The organism is Rhizobium quercicola, from assembly GCF_021168455.1.
GTDB classification, from domain to species: domain Bacteria; phylum Pseudomonadota; class Alphaproteobacteria; order Rhizobiales; family Rhizobiaceae; genus Ferranicluibacter; species Ferranicluibacter quercicola.
Genome location: NZ_JAJOZR010000002.1, coordinates 1 through 24,916, shown reverse-complemented (window position 1 = coordinate 24,916; position 24,916 = coordinate 1). Strand labels below are relative to the sequence as shown.

General features: G+C 64.8%; 22 protein-coding genes. 11 read left to right on the top strand and 11 right to left on the bottom strand.

The annotated features are described in order from the left end of the window. Positions 1-12 precede the first annotated feature (12 nt). The 4 genes from LRX75_RS03665 (at position 13) to tsaE (ending at position 6,287) form a co-directional block, all read left to right on the top strand. Positions 13-285 carry an HPr family phosphocarrier protein gene (locus LRX75_RS03665; RefSeq protein ID WP_231812042.1) on the top strand — a complete coding sequence of 91 codons (273 nt, stop codon included), beginning with the start codon at positions 13-15 and terminating at the stop codon, positions 283-285. 163 nt (positions 286-448) lie between these two features. Further along, positions 449-1,849, top strand: a complete 1,401-nt coding sequence (ahcY, locus tag LRX75_RS03660; protein ID WP_231812040.1) for an adenosylhomocysteinase — start codon at positions 449-451, stop codon at positions 1,847-1,849. Between the two features lie 482 nt (positions 1,850-2,331). Continuing rightward, a complete protein-coding gene (locus tag LRX75_RS03655; RefSeq protein ID WP_231812451.1) occupies positions 2,332-4,797 on the top strand; it encodes a PAS domain-containing sensor histidine kinase in 2,466 nt (821 codons plus the stop codon). Continuing rightward, entirely contained in the window at positions 4,794-6,287 is a 1,494-nt protein-coding gene (gene tsaE / locus LRX75_RS03650; protein ID WP_231812039.1) for a tRNA (adenosine(37)-N6)-threonylcarbamoyltransferase complex ATPase subunit type 1 TsaE, read from the top strand. Before LRX75_RS03655 ends, tsaE begins: the two co-directional genes overlap by 4 nt. Positions 6,288-6,291: 4 nt before the next feature. On the opposite strand, the gene coaA is transcribed toward tsaE, so the two are convergent. The 7 genes from coaA to hisB all read right to left on the bottom strand — a co-directional run bounded on the left by coaA (position 6,292) and on the right by hisB (position 10,991). Continuing rightward, complete coding sequence (coaA, locus tag LRX75_RS03645; protein ID WP_162742921.1) at positions 6,292-7,251, bottom strand: type I pantothenate kinase; 960 nt, start codon at positions 7,249-7,251, stop codon at positions 6,292-6,294. Positions 7,252-7,283: 32 nt separating this feature from the next. Next, positions 7,284-7,604 carry a phosphoribosyl-ATP diphosphatase gene (locus tag LRX75_RS03640; protein ID WP_231812037.1) on the bottom strand — a complete coding sequence of 107 codons (321 nt, stop codon included), beginning with the start codon at positions 7,602-7,604 and terminating at the stop codon, positions 7,284-7,286. Then, positions 7,601-8,410: an imidazole glycerol phosphate synthase subunit HisF gene (hisF, locus tag LRX75_RS03635; RefSeq protein ID WP_231812036.1), complete on the bottom strand. Its 810-nt coding sequence runs from the start codon at positions 8,408-8,410 to the stop codon at positions 7,601-7,603. The genes LRX75_RS03640 and hisF overlap by 4 nt, the downstream gene beginning before the upstream one ends. Next, the gene (gene hisA, locus LRX75_RS03630) at positions 8,407-9,150 is read right to left on the bottom strand and encodes a 1-(5-phosphoribosyl)-5-[(5-phosphoribosylamino)methylideneamino]imidazole-4-carboxamide isomerase (protein WP_231812035.1); all 744 of its coding nucleotides are present in this window, start codon (positions 9,148-9,150) and stop codon (positions 8,407-8,409) included. Before hisA ends, hisF begins: the two co-directional genes overlap by 4 nt. 1 nt (position 9,151) lies before the next feature. Beyond that, positions 9,152-9,802, bottom strand: a complete 651-nt coding sequence (gene hisH, locus LRX75_RS03625) for an imidazole glycerol phosphate synthase subunit HisH (protein ID WP_231812033.1) — start codon at positions 9,800-9,802, stop codon at positions 9,152-9,154. Next, positions 9,802-10,284, bottom strand: a complete 483-nt coding sequence (locus tag LRX75_RS03620; protein WP_231812031.1) for a DUF2628 domain-containing protein — start codon at positions 10,282-10,284, stop codon at positions 9,802-9,804. The genes hisH and LRX75_RS03620 overlap by 1 nt, the downstream gene beginning before the upstream one ends. A gap of 101 nt (positions 10,285-10,385) precedes the next feature. Then, entirely contained in the window at positions 10,386-10,991 is a 606-nt protein-coding gene (gene hisB, locus LRX75_RS03615) for an imidazoleglycerol-phosphate dehydratase HisB (protein WP_231812029.1), read from the bottom strand. Between the two features lie 211 nt (positions 10,992-11,202). On the opposite strand from hisB, the gene hslV reads away from it, so the two are divergent. The 6 genes from hslV (at position 11,203) to LRX75_RS03585 (ending at position 18,384) form a co-directional block, all read left to right on the top strand. Then, positions 11,203-11,760 carry an ATP-dependent protease subunit HslV gene (hslV, locus tag LRX75_RS03610; protein ID WP_113149961.1) on the top strand — a complete coding sequence of 186 codons (558 nt, stop codon included), beginning with the start codon at positions 11,203-11,205 and terminating at the stop codon, positions 11,758-11,760. Next, positions 11,750-12,274, top strand: coding sequence for a GNAT family N-acetyltransferase (locus LRX75_RS03605; RefSeq protein ID WP_231812028.1), 525 nt, complete (start codon positions 11,750-11,752; stop codon positions 12,272-12,274). Before hslV ends, LRX75_RS03605 begins: the two co-directional genes overlap by 11 nt. Next, positions 12,271-13,578 carry an ATP-dependent protease ATPase subunit HslU gene (gene hslU, locus LRX75_RS03600; RefSeq protein WP_113149963.1) on the top strand — a complete coding sequence of 436 codons (1,308 nt, stop codon included), beginning with the start codon at positions 12,271-12,273 and terminating at the stop codon, positions 13,576-13,578. Before LRX75_RS03605 ends, hslU begins: the two co-directional genes overlap by 4 nt. Positions 13,579-13,765: 187 nt before the next feature. Further along, the gene (locus LRX75_RS03595) at positions 13,766-14,686 is read left to right on the top strand and encodes a DUF1402 family protein (RefSeq protein WP_420851149.1); all 921 of its coding nucleotides are present in this window, start codon (positions 13,766-13,768) and stop codon (positions 14,684-14,686) included. A 43-nt stretch (positions 14,687-14,729) separates the two neighbouring features. Next, on the top strand, positions 14,730-16,124 hold the full coding sequence (locus LRX75_RS03590) for a cytochrome P450 (protein ID WP_231812024.1): 1,395 nt from the start codon (positions 14,730-14,732) through the stop codon (positions 16,122-16,124). 100 nt (positions 16,125-16,224) lie between these two features. Then, complete coding sequence (locus LRX75_RS03585) at positions 16,225-18,384, top strand: malate synthase G (RefSeq protein WP_231812022.1); 2,160 nt, start codon at positions 16,225-16,227, stop codon at positions 18,382-18,384. A 104-nt stretch (positions 18,385-18,488) separates the two neighbouring features. Here LRX75_RS03585 and LRX75_RS03580 read toward each other — a convergent pair whose 3' ends face one another. Then, complete coding sequence (locus LRX75_RS03580; RefSeq protein ID WP_231812020.1) at positions 18,489-19,160, bottom strand: L,D-transpeptidase; 672 nt, start codon at positions 19,158-19,160, stop codon at positions 18,489-18,491. A gap of 201 nt (positions 19,161-19,361) precedes the next feature. Here LRX75_RS03580 and LRX75_RS03575 point away from each other — a divergent pair, with 201 nt between their 5' ends. Beyond that, the gene (locus LRX75_RS03575) at positions 19,362-19,892 is read left to right on the top strand and encodes an MmcB family DNA repair protein (RefSeq protein ID WP_231812018.1); all 531 of its coding nucleotides are present in this window, start codon (positions 19,362-19,364) and stop codon (positions 19,890-19,892) included. Between the two features lie 4 nt (positions 19,893-19,896). On the opposite strand, the gene LRX75_RS03570 is transcribed toward LRX75_RS03575, so the two are convergent. The 3 genes from LRX75_RS03570 to hrpB form a co-directional block, all read right to left on the bottom strand. Next, entirely contained in the window at positions 19,897-20,490 is a 594-nt protein-coding gene (locus tag LRX75_RS03570; protein ID WP_231812016.1) for an ActR/PrrA/RegA family redox response regulator transcription factor, read from the bottom strand. Positions 20,491-20,561: 71 nt separating this feature from the next. Beyond that, positions 20,562-21,896 (bottom strand): ActS/PrrB/RegB family redox-sensitive histidine kinase, encoded by a 1,335-nt coding sequence (locus LRX75_RS03565; RefSeq protein WP_231812014.1) that lies wholly within the window; start codon positions 21,894-21,896, stop codon positions 20,562-20,564. After that, positions 21,897-24,371 (bottom strand): ATP-dependent helicase HrpB, encoded by a 2,475-nt coding sequence (hrpB, locus tag LRX75_RS03560; RefSeq protein ID WP_231812012.1) that lies wholly within the window; start codon positions 24,369-24,371, stop codon positions 21,897-21,899. Positions 24,372-24,916 lie beyond the last annotated feature (545 nt).

The window sequence follows — 24,916 nt, the reverse complement described above, 5'->3', positions numbered from 1 at the left end:
ACGCAATCCTTCATGACAGTGTCGCGGGACCTCCAGATCATCAACAAGCGCGGCCTTCATGCGCGCGCCTCCGCCAAATTCGTGCAGACGGTGGAGGCCTACGACGCCGACATCCATGTCACGAAGGACGGCATGACCGTCGGCGGGCTCTCGATCATGGGCCTGATGATGCTTGCGGCCAGCACCGGCAGCTCGATCGCCGTGACCGCAAGCGGCAACCAGGCGGAAGAAGCGCTGGAAGCGCTCGACGCCCTGGTCAGGGACCGTTTCGGCGAGGAAATGTAGGCATATAAACATATAAAGACGTCTTTATGTGTCTGTTGCCTGCGATCCGCTTTCCTGCTAGAGGAAGATCGCGCCCTGGCTCAGCCGGGGCAACGAGATCACGCCCGCCAGCGGTCCTGAAGCTTGCAGCTTTCGACCCGGCGCGCCATCAGCGGAGAGCTTCATGAGCACGACCAACGACTATCTGGTAGCCGATATCGGCTTGGCCGACTTCGGCCGCAAGGAAATCACCATCGCCGAAACCGAAATGCCGGGCCTGATGGCCTCGCGCGAGGAATTCGGCGCGTCGAAGCCGCTGAAGGGCGCGCGCATCACCGGCTCGCTGCATATGACGATCCAGACCGCCGTCCTTATCGAGACGCTGGTCGCGCTCGGTGCCGAGGTTCGCTGGGCGTCGTGCAACATCTTCTCGACGCAGGACCATGCCGCTGCGGCCATCGCTGCCGCCGGCATTCCGGTCTATGCGGTCAAGGGCGAGACGCTGACGGAATACTGGACCTATACCGACAAGATCTTCCAGTGGACCGACGGCGGCGTCTCCAACATGATCCTCGACGATGGGGGCGATGCCACCATGTACATTCTGCTCGGCGCGCGGGCCGAAGCCGGTGAGGACGTGCTGTCGAACCCGGGCTCGGAAGAAGAAGAGATCCTGTTCGCGCAGATCAAGAAGCGTCTGGCCGAAACGCCCGGCTTCTTCACCAGGCAGCGCGACGCCATCAAGGGCGTCACCGAGGAAACCACCACCGGCGTCAATCGCCTGTACCAGCTGCATGCCAAGGGCCTGCTGCCCTTCCCGGCGATCAACGTCAACGACAGCGTCACCAAGTCGAAGTTCGACAACAAGTACGGCTGCAAGGAATCGCTGGTCGATGGCATCCGCCGCGGCACCGACGTGATGATGGCCGGCAAGGTTGCCGTCGTCTGCGGTTACGGCGATGTCGGCAAGGGTTCGGCAGCCTCGCTGTCGGGTGCCGGCGCCCGCGTCAAGGTGACGGAAGTCGATCCGATCTGCGCCCTCCAGGCCGCCATGGACGGCTTCGAAGTCGTGCAGCTCGAAGACGTCGTGTCCAGCGCCGATATCTTCATCACCACGACCGGCAACAAGGACGTCATCCGCATCGAGCACATGCGCGAGATGAAGGACATGGCGATCGTCGGCAATATCGGCCACTTCGACAACGAGATCCAGGTTTCCGCCCTGCGGAACCTGAAGTGGAACAACGTCAAGCCGCAGGTTGATCTGATCGAATTCCCCAAGGGCAACCGGATGATCCTTCTGTCGGAAGGCCGCTTGTTGAACCTCGGCAACGCCACCGGCCATCCGTCCTTCGTCATGTCGGCCTCGTTCACCAACCAGGTTCTGGCCCAGATCGAGCTCTTCACCAAGGGTGAGCAGTACGAAGCAGGCGTCCACATCCTGCCCAAGCACCTCGACGAAAAGGTCGCGCGCCTGCACCTCGCCAAGCTCGGCGTCAAGCTGACGACCCTGTCCGACGAGCAGGCTGCCTATATCGGTGTTACCGCACAGGGTCCGTTTAAGGCGGATCACTACCGCTACTAAGCGGAAGTTTCGCTCATCCACAGATGAGAAGAGGTCGCACGCTTGACAGCGTGCGGCCTCTTTTTCGTCTCCACGCTTCCCGCCCGCCGGGGGAGTGGGTATGCTGCCTGTATCGATTCGGCACGAAGATGCGGCACTGACGCGGACCGGATGAGAAAAAAGCGTTGGTTTTCAGGACGGAACGCAGCGGGCCGTAAGCAGCGGGCAAGCATAGGCGCGTAACGATCCCGAAGAAGACGATATTCGTTCAGGCGGCCTTACCTAGAGACCGTGTGGAACGGCGGACGTGTGTCCTGCTGGTTGATGCCTTTAGCGCAACGCCGGTTAGGACGCCGTGCAACGGGGACAGGCACGCGATGACGAAAGCTTCTTGGAACGCGGGACGGACGGACGTCGAGCCGGTACGGTCCGGTATGGCTTCCGCCGACGCGTCGACACACCGGACGCCCCCCGCATCCTCCTCGCCTGCACGCTCGTCGCGCATGCCCGACATCACGCCGCGCCGCGGGCGTCTCTCCCAGCTCGTTCGTCGCCTGGCGGCAGGCTCTGCCCTCGGCCTCCTTTCCGGCGAGGCCATGGCGGCCGAAGGTGTCGCCAGCGTCTTCCACTCCTCCGAAATCATCACCTTCTCGCTTCTGACCGGCGCCATCGCGGCGGCCATGATCTCCGCAGTCTGGGTCATTCGCCAGCGCAGCACGGTCGAGATCGACAATCGCGACCTGAAAACCGCGCTTGCGGATGCCCGTCAGAGCATTTCGCGCTTCCAGGCGCTCATCTCCGACAAGAACCGCAGCATCGTCGTCTGGGACGGCCCGGCGGAAAAGCCGGAATTTCTCGGCCAGCTGCCGGCCGAGACCGGGGCCCCGCAGGACGACCGCGATTTTCTCGCCTTCGGCCGCTGGATCAGATCGACGTCCGCCAGCGAACTCGAGCGCGCCATCGACCGGCTGCGCACCTATGCGGAAAGCTTTGACCTGATCGTCCAGACGAATCGTAACGAAATTCTGGAAGCCCAGGGCCGTGTCTCCGGCGGCCGCGCCTTCGTGCGCTTCGTGGCGCTCAACAATCTTCGGGAAGAGCTGGCCGAACTGACGCTGGAACGCGACCGTCTGCGCGGCGATCTCGCCAGCCTGCAGACGCTCTTGAATGCCGTGGACATGCCGGTCTGGCAGCGCGGGCGCGACGGGCAGATCACCTGGGTCAACGAAGCCTATCGCGATGCCGTGGAGGCGCCGAGCGCCGATGTGGTGGTCCAGGAGGGCCGCGAGCTGCTGGCGACCGTTTCACGTGAAAAAGCCAAGGCGCTGTCCACCTACGATTCCCCCTTCCGCGACAAGATTTCGACCGTCGTGCGCGGCCAGCGCACCTTCTTCGATGTCGTGGATGCAAAGACCACCTATGGCACGGCCGGTATCGCGCTGGATGTCAGCGCCATCGAGGCCGTGCGCGAGGAGCTTTCGCGTACGCTGAAGAGCCATGCCGAAACGCTCGATCATCTGGCGACGGCCGTCGCCACCTTCGACGGCGCGCAGCGCCTGCAATTCTACAATCAGGCCTTCCAGACCCTTTGGAACCTCGACACCGCCTTCCTCGCGCGCCGACCCGGCAATGGCGAGATTTTCGACCAGCTGCGCGAAAGCGGACGGCTTCCCGAGCAGCTCAGCTGGAAGCAGTGGAAGGAACAGGCGCTTTCGGTCTACCAGGCGATCGAGACCCAGACCGATATGTGGCACCTGCCGAATGGCCAGACATTGCGCGTCTTCGCCACGGCCCGCCCGCAGGGCGGCGCCACCTGGGTGTTCGAGAACCTCACCGAGCGGGTCGACCTCGAAACCCGCTACAACACGCTGGTTCAGGTCCAGGGCGAAACGATCGATCATCTCTCCGAAGGCGTGGCCGTCTTCGGCCCGGACGGGCGGATCAAGCTCTCGAACCCCGCGTTCCGGGCACTCTGGGGCGTGAGCGAGACGGAGGTTGCACCCGGCACCCATATCCGCGCCATCGAGCAGGCCTGCGTGGTCTCCTACGACCAGCCGGACGGCTGGAAGCAGTTCGCGCATGCCATCACCAGTTTCGAGGACGAGCGTCCGTCGAGCCGCGGCATGCTGGAACTGCGCACGGGCCTCATCCTCGACTTCGCCATCATTCCGCTGCCCAACGCTCAGACCATGTTGACCTTCGTCGATATGACGGACAGCGTCCGGGTCGAGCGGGCCCTGACGGAGAAGAACGAAGCGCTGCGCATGGCGGATTCGCTGAAGAACGACTTCGTTCAGCACGTCTCCTACGAGCTGCGCTCGCCGCTCACCAACATCATCGGCTTTGCCGACCTTCTGAAGACGCCGGCCTTCGGCGAGCTTTCGACCCGTCAGGCGGAGTATGTCGATCATATCTCCACCTCCTCGTCGCTGCTGCTGACCATCGTCAACGACATTCTCGATCTCGCGACCGTCGATGCGGGCATCGTCGAGCTCGATCTCAGCGAGATCAACCTCACCGATTTCCTCGATGAAGTCTCCCACCAGATGGCCGACCGCCTGCAGGAAAGCGCCGTCACCCTGCGCATCGACACGCCGGACATGCTCGGCACCTTCGTTGCCGATCATCAGCGGCTGAAGCAGATCTTCATCAAGCTCCTGACCAATGCCGCCAATTTCGCGCCCGAGGGCAGCGTGGTCGGTCTCTCCTGTGCCCGCGAAGGCAGCGATTTCGTCTTTACCGTCAGCGATCAGGGTCCCGGCATCCCCAAGGATGTGCTCGAAAGCGTGTTCCACCGCTTCGAGAGCCATGGCCAGCGTGGCGGGGCCGGCCTCGGCCTCTCCATCGTCGATAGCTTCATCACCCTGCACCACGGCAAGGTTCGCATCGTCACGCGCGAAGGCGAGGGGACGGAGGTCGTCTGCCGCATTCCCTCGGGCGCGCTGCCGAAGGCCGAAGCGGCGGAATGAGTGACGTGCTGCGCCTGCCGCTGCCGGACGAAGCGTCCACCATGACGCTGGGGGAAGATCTGGCGCTGGCGCTCAAAGCGGGCGATACGATCGCCCTCTCGGGGGATCTCGGTGCGGGAAAATCGACGCTCGCCCGCGCGCTGATCCGCGCTGTCGCCGATGAGCCCTTCCTGGAGGTCCCAAGCCCGACCTTCACGCTCGTCCAGTCCTACGACCTGCGCATTCCCGTCTCCCATTTCGATCTCTACCGGTTGGGAGACGCAAGCGAGGTGCTGGAACTCGGCCTCGACGACCTCGCGGCCAACGGCATCTGCCTGATCGAGTGGCCGGAACGGGCGGAGGGCTACCTGCCGCGACAGAGCGTCGTTCTGACGCTCGAACAGGATGGCGATGGCCGCGTGGCCATTTTTTCGGGCAGCGCGCCGGTCCTGTCGCGCATCCGGCGCAGCCTTGCGATCCGCGCATTTCTCGACGGTCACGGCTACCGGGGCGCGGCGCGCCGTCATCTCAATGGCGATGCCTCCGTGCGCGGCTACGAGCGTGTCCGCCAGGAAGGCGCGCCGGATCTGATCCTGATGGATGCGCCGCGCACCAGTCCCGGCCCCATCCTCGAAGATGGCAAATACTACCAGCAGATCGCCCATATCGCCGAAGACGTCGGTGCTTTCGTCGCGATCGATCTCTATCTGCGCCGGCGCGGCTTCGGTGCGCCCAAGATCCTTGCGCAGGATCTCGAGGCCGGCATTCTGCTTCTGGAAGATCTCGGCGCCGACGGCGTGCTCGATGCGGACGGCGCGCCCCTTGCCGAACGCTATATCGAAACGGCGCGCCTGCTCGCCCGGCTGCACGGCGAGGCCTCGCAAGACCGGCTGCCGCTGCCCGGCGGGGCGATCCATGTCGTGCCGCCCTTCGACCGGGCGGCGATCAAGATCGAGACGCGGCTGCTCCTCGACTGGTTCCTGCCGCATCATCGCGGCACGCCTGCGACGCTTGAGGAGCGCGAAAGCTATGCTGCCGTCTGGGACCGGCTGATCGACCTGTCGGACCGCGGCGAAAAGCATCTTCTCCTGCGCGACGTCCATTCGCCCAACATTCTCTGGCGCGAGGACAGGACGGGCATCGACCGTGTCGCGCTCATCGATTTTCAGGACGCGATGATCGGGCCGACGGCCTATGATGTCGCCTCGCTCGTGCAGGATGCGCGCGTCACCATCGCGCCGGATCTCGGCCGCGCCATTCTCGACGCCTATATCGCCGAGCGGCACCGCCTCGGCCCATTCGACGACGCGTCCTTCCGCGAGCATTTCCATCTGATGGCCGCGCAGCGCAACTGCAAGCTCGTCGGGATCTGGGTTCGGCTGATGCAGCGGGATGGCAAGCCCGGCTATATGAAGCACATGCCGCGCACCTTCGCCTATCTCCGCACCGCGCTCGATCATCCCGCGCTGGCGCCACTGGAGGCGTGGCTTCGCGAAGCGGGGCTCCTGTAAGCGTCTACAGCTTGCGAAGTGCGACCGTCTGGACGAGGTGATCGGTCCCCTTTTGCAGGATGAGATCGGCGCGCGGCCGGGTCGGCAGGATATTGCGGCGTAGGTTCTTCAGGTTGGTGTTCTGCCAGAGGCCCTCGGCAATGCCCAATGCCTCCTCCTCGCTCACCTGCGCGTACCGCTTGAAGAAGGATTCCGGGTTCTTGAACGCGGTCTGGCGCAGCCGCATGAAGCGATCGACATACCAGGAATGGATCAGATTCTCGTCGGCGTCGATATAGATCGAGAAGTCGAAGAAATCCGACACCATCGGCACGATCTTGCCATCCTCGGGCAGGTCGCGCGATTGCAACACGTTGATGCCCTCGAAGATCAGGATATCCGGCCGGTCCACCACCTGGAACTGATCGGGCAGCACGTCATAGACGAGGTGCGAATAGCTCGGCGCCTGCACGTTCGGTTGCCCCGCCTTGATGGCGGAGAGAAAGCGCAGGAGCGCGCCGATATCGTAGCTCTCCGGAAAACCCTTCCGGTTCATGATATTTTCGCGCATCAGCACGGCGTTCGGGTAGAGAAACCCGTCCGTCGTGACGAGATCGACCTTGGGGCTCGACGGCCAGCGCGACAGGAGCTCGGCGAGAATACGAGCCGTGGTCGATTTGCCGACCGCCACCGATCCGGCGATGCCGATCACGAACGGCGTCTTGGTCTCGTCCGAGATCGTGAGGAAGCGTTTGCGCTGCTCGTAGAGGATCTGCGACGCCTCGACATGGGTGGACAAGAGCCGCGACAGCGACAGGTAGATTCGCCGCACCTCGTCGAGATCGATCGGGTCGTTCAGCGAGCGCAGCCGGCGAACCTCGTCGGCGGTCAGCGTCAGGGGCGTGTCCGCGCGAAACTGCGACCACGCCTCGGCCGAGAAGAAGTGGTACGGGGAATAGTCTCGTCTGCCGAGATCGTCCGGCATATCCGCGTCCCCCCTGTTCTGCGCCGCGATGGTCACGTCTTTCGGCTCGCCTTCTCCTCAAGGCCTGACCGGACAGTGCGTCCCTCAAGCTCCCCCAGAACCTCCTGTAACGGAACGTCGGCAATTTTCAATACCACCAGCAGATGATAAAGCAGATCCGCACTCTCGGAAACGAGCTCCTTACGGTCACCGGAAACAGCGGCGATGACCGTTTCCACGGCTTCCTCGCCGAGCTTCTTGGCAGCCCGCGCCTGCCCCTTCTCGACGAGTTTGGCCGTCCATGAGCTCTCGGGCGAGGCCTGTGCCCGCTCCGCAACGATGGCTTCGAGATCGGAAAGCGAAAACCGGGTCACGAGGTGCTTTCCTCCTGCGCGGAGCCATCGAGCCGCATGGGAATGCCGCGCTCGGCCATGTAGCGCTTGGCCTCGCCGATGCTGTAGGTGCCGAAATGGAAGATCGATGCCGCGAGAACGGCCGTCGCATGGCCGTCGCGAATGCCCTCCACCATGTGATCGAGCGTGCCGACGCCGCCCGAGGCAATGACGGGGACGGACACGCGGTCGGCAATCGCACGGGTCAGCGCGAGGTCGTAGCCGATCTTGCTGCCGTCGCGATCCATCGATGTCACCAGCAGTTCGCCCGCGCCGCGCTCGACCATGCGCGCGGCGAAGTCCACCGCGTCGATGCCGGTTGCCGTGCGGCCGCCATGGGTGAAGATCTCCCAAGCGCTGGTGTCGTCCGCCCCCGGCGTCACCCGTCGCTTGGCGTCGATCGAGACGACGATGCACTGGTTGCCGAACTTGTCGGCCGCCTGCGCCACGAAATCGGGATCGCGCACGGCGGCCGAATTGATGGAGACCTTGTCGGCACCGGCGAGCAGCAGCCGGCGGATATCGCCGACGCTGCGCACGCCGCCACCCACGGTCAAGGGCATGAAGCAATGTTCGGCGGTGCGCTCGACCACGTCGAAGATCGTGTCGCGGCCGTCCGAAGACGCGGTGATGTCGAGGAAGCAGAGCTCGTCGGCACCGGCCGCGTCATAGGCCTTAGCGGATTCGACCGGGTCGCCGGCATCGATCAGATCGACGAAGCTGACGCCTTTGACGACACGGCCGTCCTTCACGTCGAGGCAGGGGATCACGCGGGCCTTGAGGGTCATGCTGCACGTCCCCTTGCACGGTTGAGCACGGCAAGCGCCTCCGTTGGGTCGATCCGACCGTCATAAAGCGCCCGTCCGGAAATCGCACCTTCCAGCTTCGCCATCTCGGGTGCGGCGAGGCGATGAATGTCTTCCATGGAGGCAAGACCCCCGGAGGCAATGACGGGAATGGCGATCGCATCGGCAAGCGCCAGAGTGCCAGCCCAGTTGATCCCGGCGAGAATGCCGTCGCGATCGATGTCGGTATAGATGATGGCCGCGACACCGGCGCCTTCGAAGCGCTGGGCCAGCTCGATGACGCCGAGTTCCGACGCCTCTGCCCAACCCTCGACGGCGACCTTTCCACCCTTCGCATCGATCCCGACGGCGACCTTGCCCGGAAACAGCCGGCAGGCTTCCTTGACCAATGCTGGATCGCGCACCGCGACGGTGCCGAGGATGACGCGGGCGAGACCCTTGGCGAGCCAGTTTTCGATATCGCTGAGCGTGCGGATGCCACCGCCAAGCTGGACCGGATTGGTGGTCGCCTGGAGGATCGCCTCGACGGCGGCACCGTTCACCGTCTCGCCGGCAAAGGCGCCGTTAAGATCGACCACGTGCAGCCATTCGAAGCCTTGATCCTGAAAGGCTTTCGCCTGGGCGCCGGGATCCGGATTGTAGACGGTGGCCTCTGCCATATCGCCGAGCTTCAGGCGCACGCAGGCACCGTCTTTAAGGTCGATCGCGGGAAAAAGGATCATGTCAGGGCTTCCAGCGCAGGAAATTGGTCAAAAGGGCAAGGCCGAGCGTCTGGCTCTTTTCCGGATGGAACTGAGCGCCCGCTTTGTTCTCGTGGGCGACGAAGGCGGTCACCGCTTCGCCATAGGTCGTGGTCGCGACGAGGTCATCCGGGTTCTCAGCCGCAAGGTGGTAGGAATGCACGAAATAAGCATGCAATCCATCCGGCCCGGTCGGAATACCGTCGAACAGCGCGTGCGGCCGGTTGAGCGTCAGCGTGTTCCAGCCGATCTGCGGGATCTTCAGCGCGGCATCCGCCGGCTTCATCTCGATAACGTCGCCCTTGATCCAGCCGAAACCCTGCGTCGTCGCCTTTTCCAGTCCGCGCGAGGCCATCAGCTGCATGCCGACGCAGATGCCGAGGAACGGCTTGCCGGCCTTCTCGACGCTTTCGATAATGGCTTCGTTCATGCCATCGACGGCGGAAAGACCGGCCCGGCAATCGGCATAGGCGCCGACACCCGGCAACACGATCCGGTCGGCACTTGCCACCCGGTCCGCTCGGTCCGTCAGCTCGATCTCCGCATCGATGCCGGCCTCGCGGGCGGCGCGCTCGAAGGCCTTGGTGGCGGAGCGAAGGTTTCCGGATCCGTAATCGATAATCGCAACGCGCATCAGCGGCTCCCGTAGGTGTCGAACAGGCCGAAGCCCGGATTGGCAGGGTCGACGGTCTTCACGCCGTCGCGGCCGGGCCCGAGGCGCGGCAGGGGCGGGGCGGGCTCGGTGGCGAGATCGTCGAGCGTCGCGCCATACATCGCCTCGGCCGTCTTCAGATCCGGCGCCGGCAGGACGGCGGCGAGCGTAAACCCGCGCTTCTCCAGCCGATGCGCGAGATAGGTCGGTCCTTCCAGCGCTACGAGAAGCCGCAGAGCCAGCTCGATCAGGATGGCGGCAAGTGCGGCACCGGCCAGTCCGCCGGCCGCGGTCATTGCGCTCTGGAGGATGAACACGGCGATGCCGGCGGCCCACTGGCGCTTGAAGAGAAGCCAGAAGGCGGGAAAGACGAAGGCAGGCCAGGCGAAGCGATCGGCAACGAAGACCGCATCCGCGCTGTCGGGCCGCGCCCCGGGCGGGAGATAGACGAGAAACGGTGTCATTGGCAGCCTGCTCTCAACAGAAGGGTCTTCTCTTTAAGGAAGAAGGGTCTCGACGTGGCCGAGACCACGCCGGCTCAGCGTCCGCTGCGAAAAGGTCCGGCTTAGGCCAACGTTCCCTTGGTGGAAGGGATGCGGCCGGCCTGGCGGGGGTCGATCTCGGTTGCCGAGCGCAGCACGCGGGCAACGGCCTTGAAGCACGTCTCGGCGATATGATGGTTGTTGGCGCCGTAGAGGTTCTGGATATGCAGCGTGATGCCGGCATTCTGCGCCAGCGCGTGGAAGAACTCCCGCACCAGCTCCGTGTCGAACGTGCCGATCTTCGGCGAGGAGAAGGCGACGTTCCAGACGAGGAACGGACGCCCGGACACATCCACCGCCGCCCGCGTCATCGTCTCGTCCATGGCAAGGTCGATTGAGGCATAGCGCGTGATGCCGCGCCGGTCGCCGAGCGCCTTGGCGATGGCCTGACCGATGGCGATGCCGGTGTCCTCGACCGTGTGGTGATCGTCCACATGCAGATCGCCCTTCGCCTCGATCGTCATGTCGATCAGGGAGTGGCGCGACAGCTGGTCGAGCATATGGTCGAAGAAGCCGACGCCCGTCGAGATGGTCGAGGCCCCGGTGCCGTCGATCGCGACGGACACGGAGACGGACGTCTCGTTGGTCTTGCGGGATATGCTGCCGCTGCGGCCTTCTGCCTCTGCCATCGGGAACTCCGGTCTGTGAACGTCGCCTGATAACAGGCCGGCCGGGAAATATCCAGCTTCGATTGTCCGGGCGCGATCGTCCTCCGCGCGGCACGCGCCCACCCCGTGCGGCACCCTTTGCAATCGCTGCAGCCATTCTTACATAGATCGCGACATCACGCATTCGAACGCCCCGGGGACAGAGCCGGGAGCGGAAAGCAACAGGACTTTCATGAGCGAACACAACCCCTACGGAACCATGCATGCGACCACGATCATCACCGTGCGCAAGGGCGGCCAGGTCGTCATGGCCGGCGACGGCCAGGTCAGCCTCGGCCAGACGGTGATGAAGGGCAATGCCCGCAAGGTGCGCCGGCTCGGCAAGGGCCAGGTCATCGCGGGCTTCGCCGGCGCCACGGCCGACGCGTTCACCCTGCTGGAGCGGCTCGAAGCCAAGCTCGAGCAATATCCCGACCAGCTGATGCGCGCCGCCGTCGAGCTCGCCAAGGACTGGCGGACCAACAAGTATCTGCGCAATCTGGAAGCCATGATGCTGGTCGCCGACAAGACGATCACCTTGGCGATTACCGGCAATGGCGACGTGCTGGAGCCGGAACACGGCACCATCGCCATCGGTTCGGGGGGCAACTACGCCTATGCCGCGGCCCGGGCGCTGATGGATTCGGACCGGACGGCCGAGGAGATCGCCCGCCGCGCCATGGAGATCGCCGGGGATATCTGCGTCTATACCAACGGCAACATCGTCGTCGAGACGCTGGATGCCGCCTGAGCCGGGTAGCCCTTACGTCTTTCGCGCCCTGCGCCACGAGGATTTTCCACGTCTGGCGCAATGGCTCGCCGAGCCCCATGTCGCACGATGGTGGGATGCGGCGGAGGTCGAGCTCGAGGCCATCGCGCAGGCGATGAAGACGGGGGAAGCGCAGCCGATGTTGGTGGAATGGGAGGGACGGCCGATCGCCTATCTCCAGACCTACGATCCACATGGGGAGGCGAACCATCCCTATCGCGACCAGCCGGCGGGAACGCTCGGCGTCGATATGGCCATCGGCCCGCCCGGGGAAACCGGCAAGGGGCATGGCGGCAGGATCGTCGCAAGCCTTGCCGCCCGGCTGTTCGCCGAGGGCACGAGGCGGATCGTCATCGACCCGCACCCCGAGAATTCCCGCGCGATCCGGGCCTATGAGAAAGCCGGATTCCGCTTCGTCGACCAGCGTCACAGCCTTTACGGTCCGGCCCATCTCATGGCGCTGGATGCCCAGATTGAAGAAACGGACATACCATGACCACCTTTTCCCCCCGAGAGATCGTTTCCGAACTCGATCGCTACATCATCGGCCAGCACGATGCGAAACGCGCCGTCGCCATTGCGCTGCGCAACCGCTGGCGCCGCCAGCAGCTGCCCGACGAGCTGCGCGACGAGGTGATGCCGAAGAACATCCTGATGATCGGGCCGACCGGCGTCGGCAAGACGGAAATTTCGCGTCGCCTTGCCAAGCTCGCGGGCGCTCCCTTCATCAAGGTCGAGGCGACCAAGTTCACCGAGGTCGGCTATGTCGGCCGCGATGTCGAACAGATCATCCGCGATCTCGTCGAAGTCGGCATCGGCCTCGTGCGCGAGAAGAAGCGCGGCGAGGTGAAGGCGAAGGCACACCAGAATGCCGAGGAACGCGTGCTCGACGCGCTGGTCGGCAGCACCGCCTCGCCTGCAACCCGCGACAGCTTCCGCCGCAAGCTGCGCGACAACGAGCTGGACGACAAGGAGATCGACATTGAGGTCGCGGATACGGCGAGCCCTGGCGGCGGCTTCGAAATCCCCGGCATGCCGGGCGCCAATATCGGCGTGCTCAACCTCTCCGACATGTTCGGCAAGGCGATGGGCGCGCGCACCAAGAAGGTGCGCACGACGGTCAAGCAATCCTACGCGCTGCTGATCGACGACGAGTCCGACAAGCTGCTCGACAACGAGCAGATCCAGCGGGAGGCCGTGCGCTCGGCCGAGAATGACGGCATCGTGTTCCTGGACGAGATCGACAAGATTGCCGCCCGCGACGGCGGCATGGGGGCCGGTGTGTCGCGCGAAGGCGTGCAGCGGGATCTGCTGCCGCTGGTCGAAGGCACGACGGTTGCGACGAAATACGGGCCTGTGAAGACCGACCATATCCTCTTCATCGCGTCCGGCGCCTTCCATGTCTCGAAGCCGTCGGATCTCCTGCCTGAACTTCAGGGCCGCCTGCCCATCCGCGTCGAGCTGAAGGCGCTGACCAAGGAAGACTTCCGCCGCATCCTGACGGAAACCGAGGCAAGCCTCATCCGTCAGTACAAGGCGTTGCTGGAAACCGAAGGCGTGACGCTCGACTTTTCCGACGATGCGCTCGATGCGCTGGCCGATGTCGCGGTGCACTTGAACTCCAGCGTCGAAAACATCGGCGCGCGCCGCCTGCAGACGGTCATGGAACGCGTGCTCGACGAGATCTCGTTTGCGGCTCCCGACAAGTCGGGCGAGGAACTGAACATCGATGCCGAATATGTGCGCAAGCATGTCGGCGACCTCGCGGCCAACACCGATCTGTCGCGTTACATCCTCTGACGAACCGATCTACGGCGTCCTCCGCGTCGCTTCAAAGGCGTGGAGGAAGCTGTTGCGGGGACAGACGGAATGGCAGAGGAATGACGGATGGCATGATTCCGACACCTTTACGCCGCATCACCTAAGCGAACCGCCGCACCCTCTGGAGACTGAAGCCTTGCGCAAACTCGTTCCCGCTCTCGCCCTTATCACCGCCCTGCTTGTTTGGGGCGCACCGGCCAGAGCGGAGATACGCGTGATGCCGGAGGGCAACCGCAATGCCGAGCAGCCATCGGTGCCCGGCGCATCGGTCCGCCGCACGAAGGCCGGAAAATCGAGCTTCGACGCCAAGTACGAGAAGGTGCGGCAGCTGCTCGCGACCGACAGCAAGCTGATGGGCAAGATCAAGTCCACCGCGCGCGCCTACGGCATCGACCCGATCCACATGGTCGGCGCCATCGTCGGCGAGCATACCTATAACGTCGATGCCTACGACCGGCTGCAGTCCTACTACGTCAAGGCCGCCGCCTATGCCGGCAACAGTTTCCGCTTCGCCTATGACGGCGAATCGATCGCCGATTTCGTCGATCGCTCGCAATTCTCCGTCTGCGCCGGCAAAAAGGGCTCCTATGCCCTGTGGAGCTGCCGCGAAGGCGTCTGGGACAAGGTGTTCCGCGGCGAAACGGTCGGAGGCACGTCCTTCCCGAACAATCGCTTCTCCGCCGTCTTCTTCCAGCCCTTCTATGCCGGCCAGACCTTCGGCCTCGGCCAGATCAATCCGCTGACGGCCCTGATGATGACCGACACCGTGGCGCGCGTGTCCGGCTACGAGGCGCTGGACGAGAACAGCGCGGCCGATGTCTACAAGGCGATCATGGATCCCGACCAGTCGCTCGCCTACATGGCCGCCGTCATCCGCCACTCCATCGACGTCTACCGCTCGGTGGCCGACATCGACATCTCCGACAATCCCGGCATTACCGCAACGCTTTACAATATCGGCAATCCCGACCAGCGCGCGGCCGCCCTTGCGGCGAAGAACCGGTCCGGCGCCGGAGAGTGGCCGGAGGAAAATTATTACGGCTGGCTGGTGAACGAGAAGCTGTCGGAACTGAAGGCGCTTCTCTGAACCACGTCCGGCCGGTCCCAACCGTCAAAGGCCAGAACTGCCCATGGATATGATCTCAAGACCCTTCGAGCCGCCGGCCCCCGTTCCGCGCACGCAGGAGCTCTCCAAGTTCGAGGTTCTCCGGACGGTGCTGCGAAACCCGCTCGAACTCTGGAGCGAGCAGTCCTATACGCTGCCCTGGATCGAGACGCGGTTCGTCAACCAGCAGACCCTGATCGTCAACGATCCCGGCCTGATCCGCTACATCCTCGTCGAGAACGTCGCGAATTACGAGATGTCGGAGGTTCGCCGGCTCGTGCTGCGGCCGATCCTGCGCGATGGCCTGCTGACGGCCGAGGGTCCGACTTGGAAGCGCACCCGCAAGGCGGTGGCGCCGGTGTTCACGCCGCGCCATGCCAAGGGTTTTGCCGACAAGATGCTCTCGACCTGCGAGCACTATGCCAGCCGTTACGATGGCGTCGTCGATGCCGGCGCCCCCGTCGATATCGCCACCGACATGACCGAGCTGACCTACGATATCCTGGCGGAAACCCTGTTTTCCGGGCAGATCGCCGCGGAAACCGAAAGCTTTACCCGGGATGTCGAGACGCTGCTCGGCAGCATGGGCCGGGTCGATCCGATGGATATGCTGCTCGCACCCTCCTGGGTTCCGCGCGTCACGCGCTGGGGCAGCGGCAAGCTGATGCGCCGCTTCGGCACGGTCGTGGCGGCCACCATGGACGAGCGCCGCCGGCAAATGCGCGCCCATCCCGACACGGTGCCGCAGGATTTCCTGACGCTGCTTCTGGAGCGGGAAGGGCCGGACGGGCTGCATGCCGACGAGATCGCCGACAACATCCTGACCTTCATCGGCGCCGGCCACGAGACCACGGCCCGGGCGCTCGGCTGGACGTTCTACTGCATCGCCCATGCGCCGGACTTCCGCGCGCTGATGGAGGCGGAGATCGACCGCGTCATCGCGAACGGCACCGATCCGGTCGACTGGCTGGAGAATATGCCGCATGTCCGCGCCGCCTTCGAGGAATCCATGCGGCTCTATCCCCCGGCGCCGTCGATCAACCGCGCGGCGATCGAGGCCGACAGCTGGACGTCGCCGACCGGCGAGCGCATCGATATCGCCAAGGGCGTTTCGGTCCTCGTCATGCCCTGGACCCTGCACCGCCATACGCTCTACTGGGAACGGCCGCGTGCCTTCATGCCGCAGCGCTTCATGCCCGGAAATCGCGAGAGCCTGCACCGCTTTCAGTATCTGCCGTTCGGCGCCGGCCCGCGCGTCTGCATCGGCGCCACCTTTGCGCTGCAGGAGGCGGTGATCGCGCTCGGCGTGCTGATGAAGACCTATCGCTTCGACGTGACGCCGCAGACGCGGCCCTGGCCCGTGCAACGGCTGACGACGCAGCCCCAGGGCGGTATCCCGATGCGGGTCACGCGTCGATAAAAGACACGCTGCGGTTTCCTTCACGATCGGAAAACGTTGACTTCACGGCGTTCGTGAGGACATTGCAATGCACGCAACGGGGAAAGAGCGAGGAGACCTCATGAGCCGCATCGAGACACAGGGTTTGCAGATCGAACAGGGCCTTCACGCCTTCATCGTCAACGAGGCCCTGCCGGGTACGGGAATCGAGGCCGATCGCTTCTTCGAAAGCTTCTCCGCGATCGTCCATGATCTCGCCCCGAAGAACCGCGCCCTGCTGCAGGTTCGCGATGCGTTGCAGGAAAAAATCGATGCCTGGTACCGGGAAAACGGCGTTCCCGTCGATCTCAAGGCCTATACCGATTTCCTGACCGACATCGGCTACCTCCTGCCCGAAGGGCCGGATTTCACCGTTTCCACCGATCACGTCGATCCCGAGATCGCCGCGATCGCCGGGCCGCAGCTCGTCGTTCCCGTGATGAATGCGCGTTACGCGCTGAACGCTGCCAACGCGCGCTGGGGCTCGCTGTATGACGCGCTCTACGGCACGGATGCGATTTCCGACGAGGGCGGCGCAGAGAGGGGCAAGGGTTACAACCCCGCCCGCGGCAGCAAGGTCATCGCCTGGGCGCGCAATTTCCTCGATTCGAGCGCGCCGCTGGAGGGTGCCAGCTGGACCGATCTGCGCTCGATCTCGGTCGCCGACGGCCGGCTGGTCCTCAACGACGGGTCGCTGTCGCTGAAGGACCCGGCGCAGTTTTCAGGCTTCAAGGGCGACGCCGCGGCGCCCGCCGCGATCGTCCTCAAGCGCAACGCGCTGCATGTCGAGATCGTCATCGACGCCACGACCGCGATCGGTGCCGGCGATCCGGCGCATATTTCCGACGTCGTGCTCGAATCCGCCATCACCGCGATCATGGACTGCGAGGATTCGGTCGCCGCCGTCGATGCCGCCGACAAGACGCTGATCTATCGCAACTGGCTCGGCCTGATGGACGGCACGCTTGCCGAAGAGGTCGCCAAGGGCGGCCGCAGCTTTACCCGCAGGCTCAATCCGGACGTGACCTTGACCGCGCCGGATGGCAGCGGCACCACGCTGAAGGGCCGGGCGCTGATGCTCGTGCGCAATGTCGGCCACCTCATGACCAATCCGGCGATCCTCGACCGGGACGGCAATGAGGTCCCAGAAGGCATCATGGATGCGGTGATCACGGCGCTGATCGCGCTCCGGGACATCGGCCCGTCCGGCCGCCGCATGAACTCGCGCGAAGGCTCGATGTATGTCGTCAAGCCGAAGATGCACGGTCCCGACGAAGTCGCCTTCGCCTGCGAAATCTTCACCCGCGTCGAGCAGGCGCTGGGCATGGCGCCGAACACGATCAAGATGGGCATCATGGACGAGGAGCGCCGCACGACGGTCAACCTCAAGGCCTGCATCCGTGCCGCGCGCGAGCGCGTCGTATTCATCAATACCGGCTTCCTCGACCGCACGGGCGACGAGATCCATACCTCCATGGAAGCCGGCCCGATGATCCGCAAGGGCGATATGAAGCAGGCGGCCTGGATCGCGGCTTACGAAAACTGGAACGTCGACATCGGCCTCGCCTGCGGTCTGGCCGGCCATGCCCAGATCGGCAAGGGCATGTGGGCCATGCCGGACCTGATGGCCGCCATGCTGGAGCAGAAGATCGCCCATCCCAAGGCCGGCGCCAACACCGCCTGGGTTCCCTCGCCGACGGCGGCGACGCTTCACGCGACGCATTATCACACAGTCGATGTCGCAGAGGTTCAGAAGAGCCTGAAGACGCGCCCGCGTGCCAAGCTCGACGACATCCTGTCCATTCCCGTCGCCACCCGCCCGAACTGGACGCCGGAAGAAATTCAGCGCGAACTCGACAACAATGCGCAGGGCATTCTCGGCTATGTCGTGCGCTGGATCGATCAGGGCGTCGGCTGCTCCAAGGTGCCCGACATCAACAATATCGGCCTGATGGAGGATCGCGCCACCCTGCGCATCTCCGCCCAGCACATGGCGAACTGGCTGCATCACGGCGTCGTCTCGGCCGATCAGGTAACCGAGACCCTGAAGCGCATGGCCGGCATCGTCGATCGGCAGAATGCCAGCGATGCAGCCTACCGCCCGATGGCGACGGATTTCGACGGCTCTGTCGCCTTCCAGGCGGCGCTCGACCTCGTTTTCAAGGGACGTGAACAGCCGAACGGCTACACCGAGCCGGTCCTCCATCGCCGCCGCATCGAGCTGAAAGCGGCAACGCGATAGCGATGCCTGCCCGGCCATCGTAAATGACAGCAGGAGAAGCCCATAAAAAAACCCGGAGCGATCCGGGTTTCTTGCGAAGGGCGATGACGCTCGGAGCGGTTCGATTACTGCTGGACGACGACCAGCGTGCTCTTGCCGGGGCGAACGCGGGAATAGAGATCGATGATGTCCTGGTTCATCAGGCGGATGCAGCCCGAAGACGCGGCCGTGCCGATCGAGTTCCACTCCGGTGTTCCGTGCAGGCGGAACAGCGTGTCCTTGCCTTCATCGTTGAAGAGATAGAGTGCGCGCGCGCCGAGCGGGTTGCGCAGGCCCGGGCCCATGCCGGCTTCGACATACTGCGCGACGTCGGGACGACGCTGCGCCATCTCCTTCGGCGGATGCCATGTCGGCCATTCCTGCTTCCACGCGACATAGGCGCGGCCCTGCCAGGCAAAGCCCTGCTTGCCGACGCCGATCCCGTAGCGAACCGCCTTGCCGCCGGGCAGCACGTAATAGAGGAAGCGGTTCGGCGTGTTGACCACGATCGTGCCGACCGGCTCGTTCGTCGCGTAATCGACGATCTGGCGATGGAAGCGCGGATCGACGCGGTTGATCGGGATCGCCGGGAGCGCATAGCCATGATCTTCGACCGGGCCGTAGCCGTCCGAGAAGATCTGGTTGGTCGCGACATGCTGGATCGGCGTGTTGGACGCGGTGACGGGCGCCGTGGAGCAACCGGCCAGAGCGACGCTTGCCAGAAGGCTGCACAGGAAGAATGCGTTGCGGGTGCGCATGAGAATCTCTTAAAAGGAAGCGAAGGACGGCTCGAGTGGTTCGACCATCAGCCACTACGCTTATTTTCCATTCGCCGGGTCCTTGCAAGGGAATGCGCTGCAGCATGAAGCTCTGCTGATTCAAATTCGTCATGGATGGTTTTTTTGCAACAAAGACCGCCATGTCAGGCATTTGAAGCGCATGCCAGACAGGAAGATGCCATGCCGATCGTCTCGCTCCACGCCACCACCCCGCTCATCGACGGACGGCAGTCCCGTCGCGCGATGCTCGTCCGTCGCGGCCTGCAACGCTATCTCTACGATCTGCGTCATGCCGTGATGCCCGAACTGACGCTTTCGGGCGGCCGCCGGGCCGATCTCGCCTCGATCTCGCCCAAGGGCGAGATCTGGATCGTCGAGATCAAGACGTCGATCGAGGATTTCAAGGTGGACCGGAAATGGCCGGACTACCGGCTGCATTGCGACCGGCTGTTCTTCGCCACCCATGCGGAGGTGCCGCTCGACATCTTCCCTAGGGATTGCGGCCTGTTTCTCTCCGACGGCTACGGCGCCGACATGATTCGCGATGCGCCGGAGCATCGCCTCTCGGCCCCGCAGCGCAAATCGGTCACGCTGAACTTCGCCCGTGCGGCCGCCCAGCGGCTGATGCTCGCGGAATGGTGTGTCGGCGGCACCAGCGAGGCCTCGCCGCTGCAGGACATCATGTCCGGTGCGCAGGATAGCGATGCCTGAACGCTTACTTCGGCGCCCGCTTGGCGAGAATCCGCTGCAGCGTCCGCCGGTGCATGTTCAGCCGGCGTGCCGTCTCCGACACGTTGCGCTCGCAGATCTCGAACACCCGCTGGATATGCTCCCAGCGCACGCGGTCGGCCGACATCGGGTTTTCCGGCAGCTCCGCCTTGTCGCCGTCGCTCTGGACGAGGGCGTTGTAGACCTCGTCGGCATCCGCGGGTTTCGACAGATAGTCCACCGCCCCGAGCTTCACGGCGTTCACCGCCGTCGCGATATTGCCGTAACCGGTCAGCATGATGATGCGCGTGTCGTCCCGGCAGCCGCGGATTGCCTCGATCACATCGAGCCCGCTGCCATCGCCGAGCCGGAGATCGACCACCGCGTATTTCGGCGGATGCCGCTTTGCCTGGGCGATGCCGTCCGCCACCGATTCGGCGATCTCGACCGTGAAGCCGCGCTGTTCCATCGCCCGCGCCAGCCGGCGCACGAACGGCCCGTCGTCATCGACGATCAGCAGCGACGGATCGCGCCCGATCGCCGCGTTCGACGCAGTCTCGACAGTCTCGCCGGCCGCTCCGGCATCGGCTTTTTCGCTCATGGCGCGATCCTTCCCATGGATTATACGGCTTAGATAAGGGTGGGCGATCCTGCGGGAAAGGCGCAACCCCCTCATTTCGCCGGCTTGGTGTCCATCAGATGCCGCGGCCATTCGACGCTGACGCGCGCGCCGGGCTTCTCCGCGCCCCCGTTTTCGAAGGCCAGCGTCGCGCCGGACCGCTCGAGCAGCGTCTTGGCGATGAACAGCCCGAGCCCGAGCCCGCCTGCGGTATCGTCCCGCTGCCGTCGCGTCACATAGGGTTCGCCGATCCGGCTGAGAATATCGGGCGCGTAGCCGTCGCCGTCGTCCGCGATGGTCACCGAGACGCGGTCCGCCGAATGGCGCACGCTGACGACGACCTCGGTCTTCGCATAATCGACGGCGTTCTCGACCAGATTGCCGAGCCCGTAGAGAATGCCGGCATTGCGCGTGCCGACCGGTTCGCCCTTGCGGCCGGACGCCTCGACCAGCGTGATCTCGATATCGAATTCCCGATGCGGCGCCAGCACCTCCTCGATCATGGAGGAGAGCGGCAGATAGCGCATATGCGCCTCGTCATGGGACGAGAGCGTCGTCAACCGGCGCAGGATGTCGCGGCATCGTTCGCTCTGGCTGCGCAGAAGCTGGACGTCCTCGCCATATTTTGGATCGCCGCCGAGCTCGCGCTCCATCTCCTTCGCGACCACGCTGATCGTCGCGAGCGGCGTGCCGAGCTCGTGCGCGGCCGCCGCCGCCAGCCCGTCGAGCTGCGACAGATGCTGCTCGCGCTGCAGCACCAGTTCGGTCGCGGCCAGCGCCTCGGCCAGCTCGCTCGCCTCCAGCGATACGCGATAGATGTAGAAGGCGGCAAAGGCCGTGGTGGAAACGATGGCAAACCAGAAGCCGACCATCAGCGCCGGCGGTACCACGAGCACAGCGCCATCGTACCAGGGCAGGGGATAGGGCGAGAAGGCGAGCGCCGTCACCCCGGCCACGGCCAGAAGCGCAAGTGCGACGCTGTACCATTTCGGCTGCGAGGCCGAGGAGATGATGACGGGAACCGACACCAGCGGCGCGAACGGATTGGCGATGCCCCCGGTCATGTAGAGAAGCGCCGTCAGCTGCGCGAGATCGATACCGAGAAGCGTGAAGGCGGCGACCGGATGCAGCCGGTGGGCGGGGGGATAGCGCAGCGTCAGGTAGATGTTGACGACGGCGAGAAGCGCGATCAGCAGGAAGCAGGCGATCAGCGGCATCGGGAACCGAAGCCACAGCGCCACAATGATGATCGCGATCGACTGACCGGCCACCGCCAGCCAGCGCAGCCGCACGATGGTCTGCAGCCGCAGCGAGCGGCTGGCGGTCGGGTCGTCCGGCTCGCGCGATCCGGTGGCCGCGGTCTCCAGGGCCGTGTCCTGATGTGCCATTCACGTTCCCCTTGGTTTCGCGCGGGCCGTGGGCGCCGCCTGTGCCGGGTCTTCCGGCCACGAGTGCCTCGGATAGCGCCCGCGCATGTCCGCGCGCACCTCCCTCCACGATCCCGCCCAGAACCCCGGCAGGTCGCGTGTCGTCTGGATCGGCCGCTGCCCCGGCGATACGAGTTCGAGCAACAGCGGTATACGCCCCCCGCCGATCGCCGGATGCACGGTCAGTCCGAACAGCTCCTGCACCCGGATCGACAGCACCGGCTCGTCGCCGTCATAGCGAATGGGATGACGGTTGCCGGTGGGCGCCTGGAAATGCGTCGGCACGAGTGCCGCGAGATCCCGCGTTCCGGCGGGAACGAGGGACATCAGCCCCTGCGTCAGGCTGCCCGGCTCGATCTCGTCCAGGCCCCGCGCCTCCGTCTGGAAGGGCGCGAACCAGGCGTCGAGACCGGCGAGAAGCGCCGTCTCGGAAACGTCCGGCCAGGGGTCTCCCAGCGTTCGGTGCAGGAAACCCATCCGGTCGCGAAGCTGGCGCCCTTCCTTGGAAAACGGCAGCACAGTCAGACCCAGCATCCGCACCCCGTCGGCCAGGGCCTGTGCCGCGTCCGCGCCGGTCGGCCGCGCCATCGGCGTCTCCTCGAGCACGATCGCACCGATCCGCGTCACGCGCCGCGCCCGAACCTGCCGGCTCTGGCGGTCGAAGAAGGTCTCGGTCCCGGTCGTGATCGCGGATGGCAAATGCGCCTCGACATCCTCGAGCCGGATGTCTGCGGCCGAAAGGATCCGGTGTCGTCCGGCCGACCCGGTCACATCGGCGATGACGAGCATGTTGGCGCCCGCCAGGCGTTCCGTCTCGGCAAGCTCCGCGCCGCGCCCGTTCGCCATCACGAACCGCCCCCGTCCGCCCCGCTGCAGGGCGATCCGGTCGGGAAAGGCGCGGATCAGCAGGGCGCCGGCCAGCACCGGTCCTGCCGTGCCCTGGCGCCGGACGCCAAGCTCGGATGCCATGCGCCGCGCAAGCCCGCGCGCCGCGTCGCCTCGCGGGCTCCGGTCGCTGCGAAACTGCCGCAGCCGATCTTCCAGATCGACCGACGGTCCGCCGAGACCCTGCTCCGTCAGAAGCACGGCAATCTCGCAGGCCGCCATGCCATCCCCCTCCGTCGCCGCCCCCACGGCCATGGCTGCGAGCCGCGGCGGCAAGGCAAGCTCGCGAATGCGCCGTCCCGCTGCCGTCAGCCGGCCCTCCGCATCCACGGCGCCGAGAGCGGCAAGCAGGGCCCGTGCCTCGCGCCAGGCCGGTACCGGCGGCGCATCGAGAAACGCCATCGACGACGGGTCGGTCACCCCCCAATGCGCCAGATCGAGTACGAGCCCGGAGAGATCGCTCGCGAGAATCTGCGGCGGCGTGAAGGCGGGCAGCGCCGCCGTCTGGCCCGGGTGCCAGAGCCGGATGGCGATCCCGGGCTCGGTTCGCCCGGCCCGACCGGCCCGCTGGTCGGCCGAAGCCTTGGACACGCGCACCGTTTCCAGTCGCGTGATGCCGGTCGCAGCTTCATAGGCCGGCAGGCGCTGAAGGCCGCTATCGACGACGATCCGCACGCCATCGATGGTGATCGAGGTCTCCGCGATCGACGTCGCCAGAACCACCTTGCGCTGCCCGCTTGCAACGGGCCGGATCGCGCGATCCTGTTCGGCCTGGCTCAGCGTCCCATAAAGACCGATGAGATCGGTCGTTGGGGGAAGGCGCCCCTCCAGCCGCTCGATCGTTCGCTTGATCTCCGCCTGACCGGGCAGAAAGGCAAGAATCGAGCCCTCCTCGCCGCGATGTGCCGCGATGATCGCCCGCGCCATGGCATCCTCGATCCGCTCGTTCGGCAACCGGTCGCCGTGCCGGATGTCGATCGGGAAGGTCCGGCCATGGCTTTCGATGACGGGGGGATGACCGAGCAGCGCGGCCACCCGCTCCACGTCGAGCGTTGCCGACATCACGAGAATGCGCAGATCCTCGCGCAAGGCGGCACGCACATCGAGCGCCAGCGCCAGCCCCACATCGGCATCGAGCGACCGCTCATGGAACTCGTCGAAGAGAACGCAGGCAACGCCTCGAAGCTCGGGATCGTCGAGCACCATGCGGGCAAATACGCCTTCCGTCACCACCTCGATCCGCGTGGCGGCCGAGATCCGGCTGTCGAGCCGCATGCGATAGCCGGCCCGTTCGCCGATCTCCTCGCCGAGAAGCGACGCGATCCGCCCGGCCGCTGCCCTGGCGGCAAGACGTCTCGGCTCGAGAAGAAGAATCCGCCCGTCGCCTCTCCAGTCCGCATCGAGCAGAAACGGCGGCACGAGCGTCGTCTTGCCGGCACCTGGCGGTGCCGAAAGCACGGCCATGCCATGGCTCGAGAGGGCAGCACCGATCTCGTGCAGGACCGCTTTGACGGGAAGGTCGGGAAGAGAGGCAAAAACAGGGGATGTCATGCCGTCATCCTATAGGGAGCTGCGGCAAAGTGCACGACACCGCAAGGGCAATCCAAACGCCCTCAGCCGGCACTGGTCCAAGATGCGCCCCGACTGCCTGAAAAGCCGATTCTCCTGTTGGGAGATGACCGCGTTCGACGCCACATCACCGTCGCGAGGGTATCCATCCAATAATATCGATAAATTTCAATGGCATAAAAGAAATGTCATTTTTTTGAAACACGACGGTTGACGAACGCTCTCCCGCGGATCTATAAACCGCACACCAACGAGGGCGGCGGCGCTGCTGGCGACCGACGAACTCGCTCTGAAGTTTCTTGAAGCTTTGAGTGTGTTTGGGGGTCTAGGGCGGATGGCTTGATGGCTTCGTGTGGTAGAGTTTTGCGATTGTTTTGCCGGAAGGCGGGCGATTTGCGGATGTGACGGACCTGATGGGTTGTGTCGGTTTTTTGACAATTGAAGATGAGAAAGAGAAACGTGGGCGGCGGATGTTGCGCGGATCTGAGAGAGCTTTCGGGCTTTTGACGGTTCATGGAATAGACTTC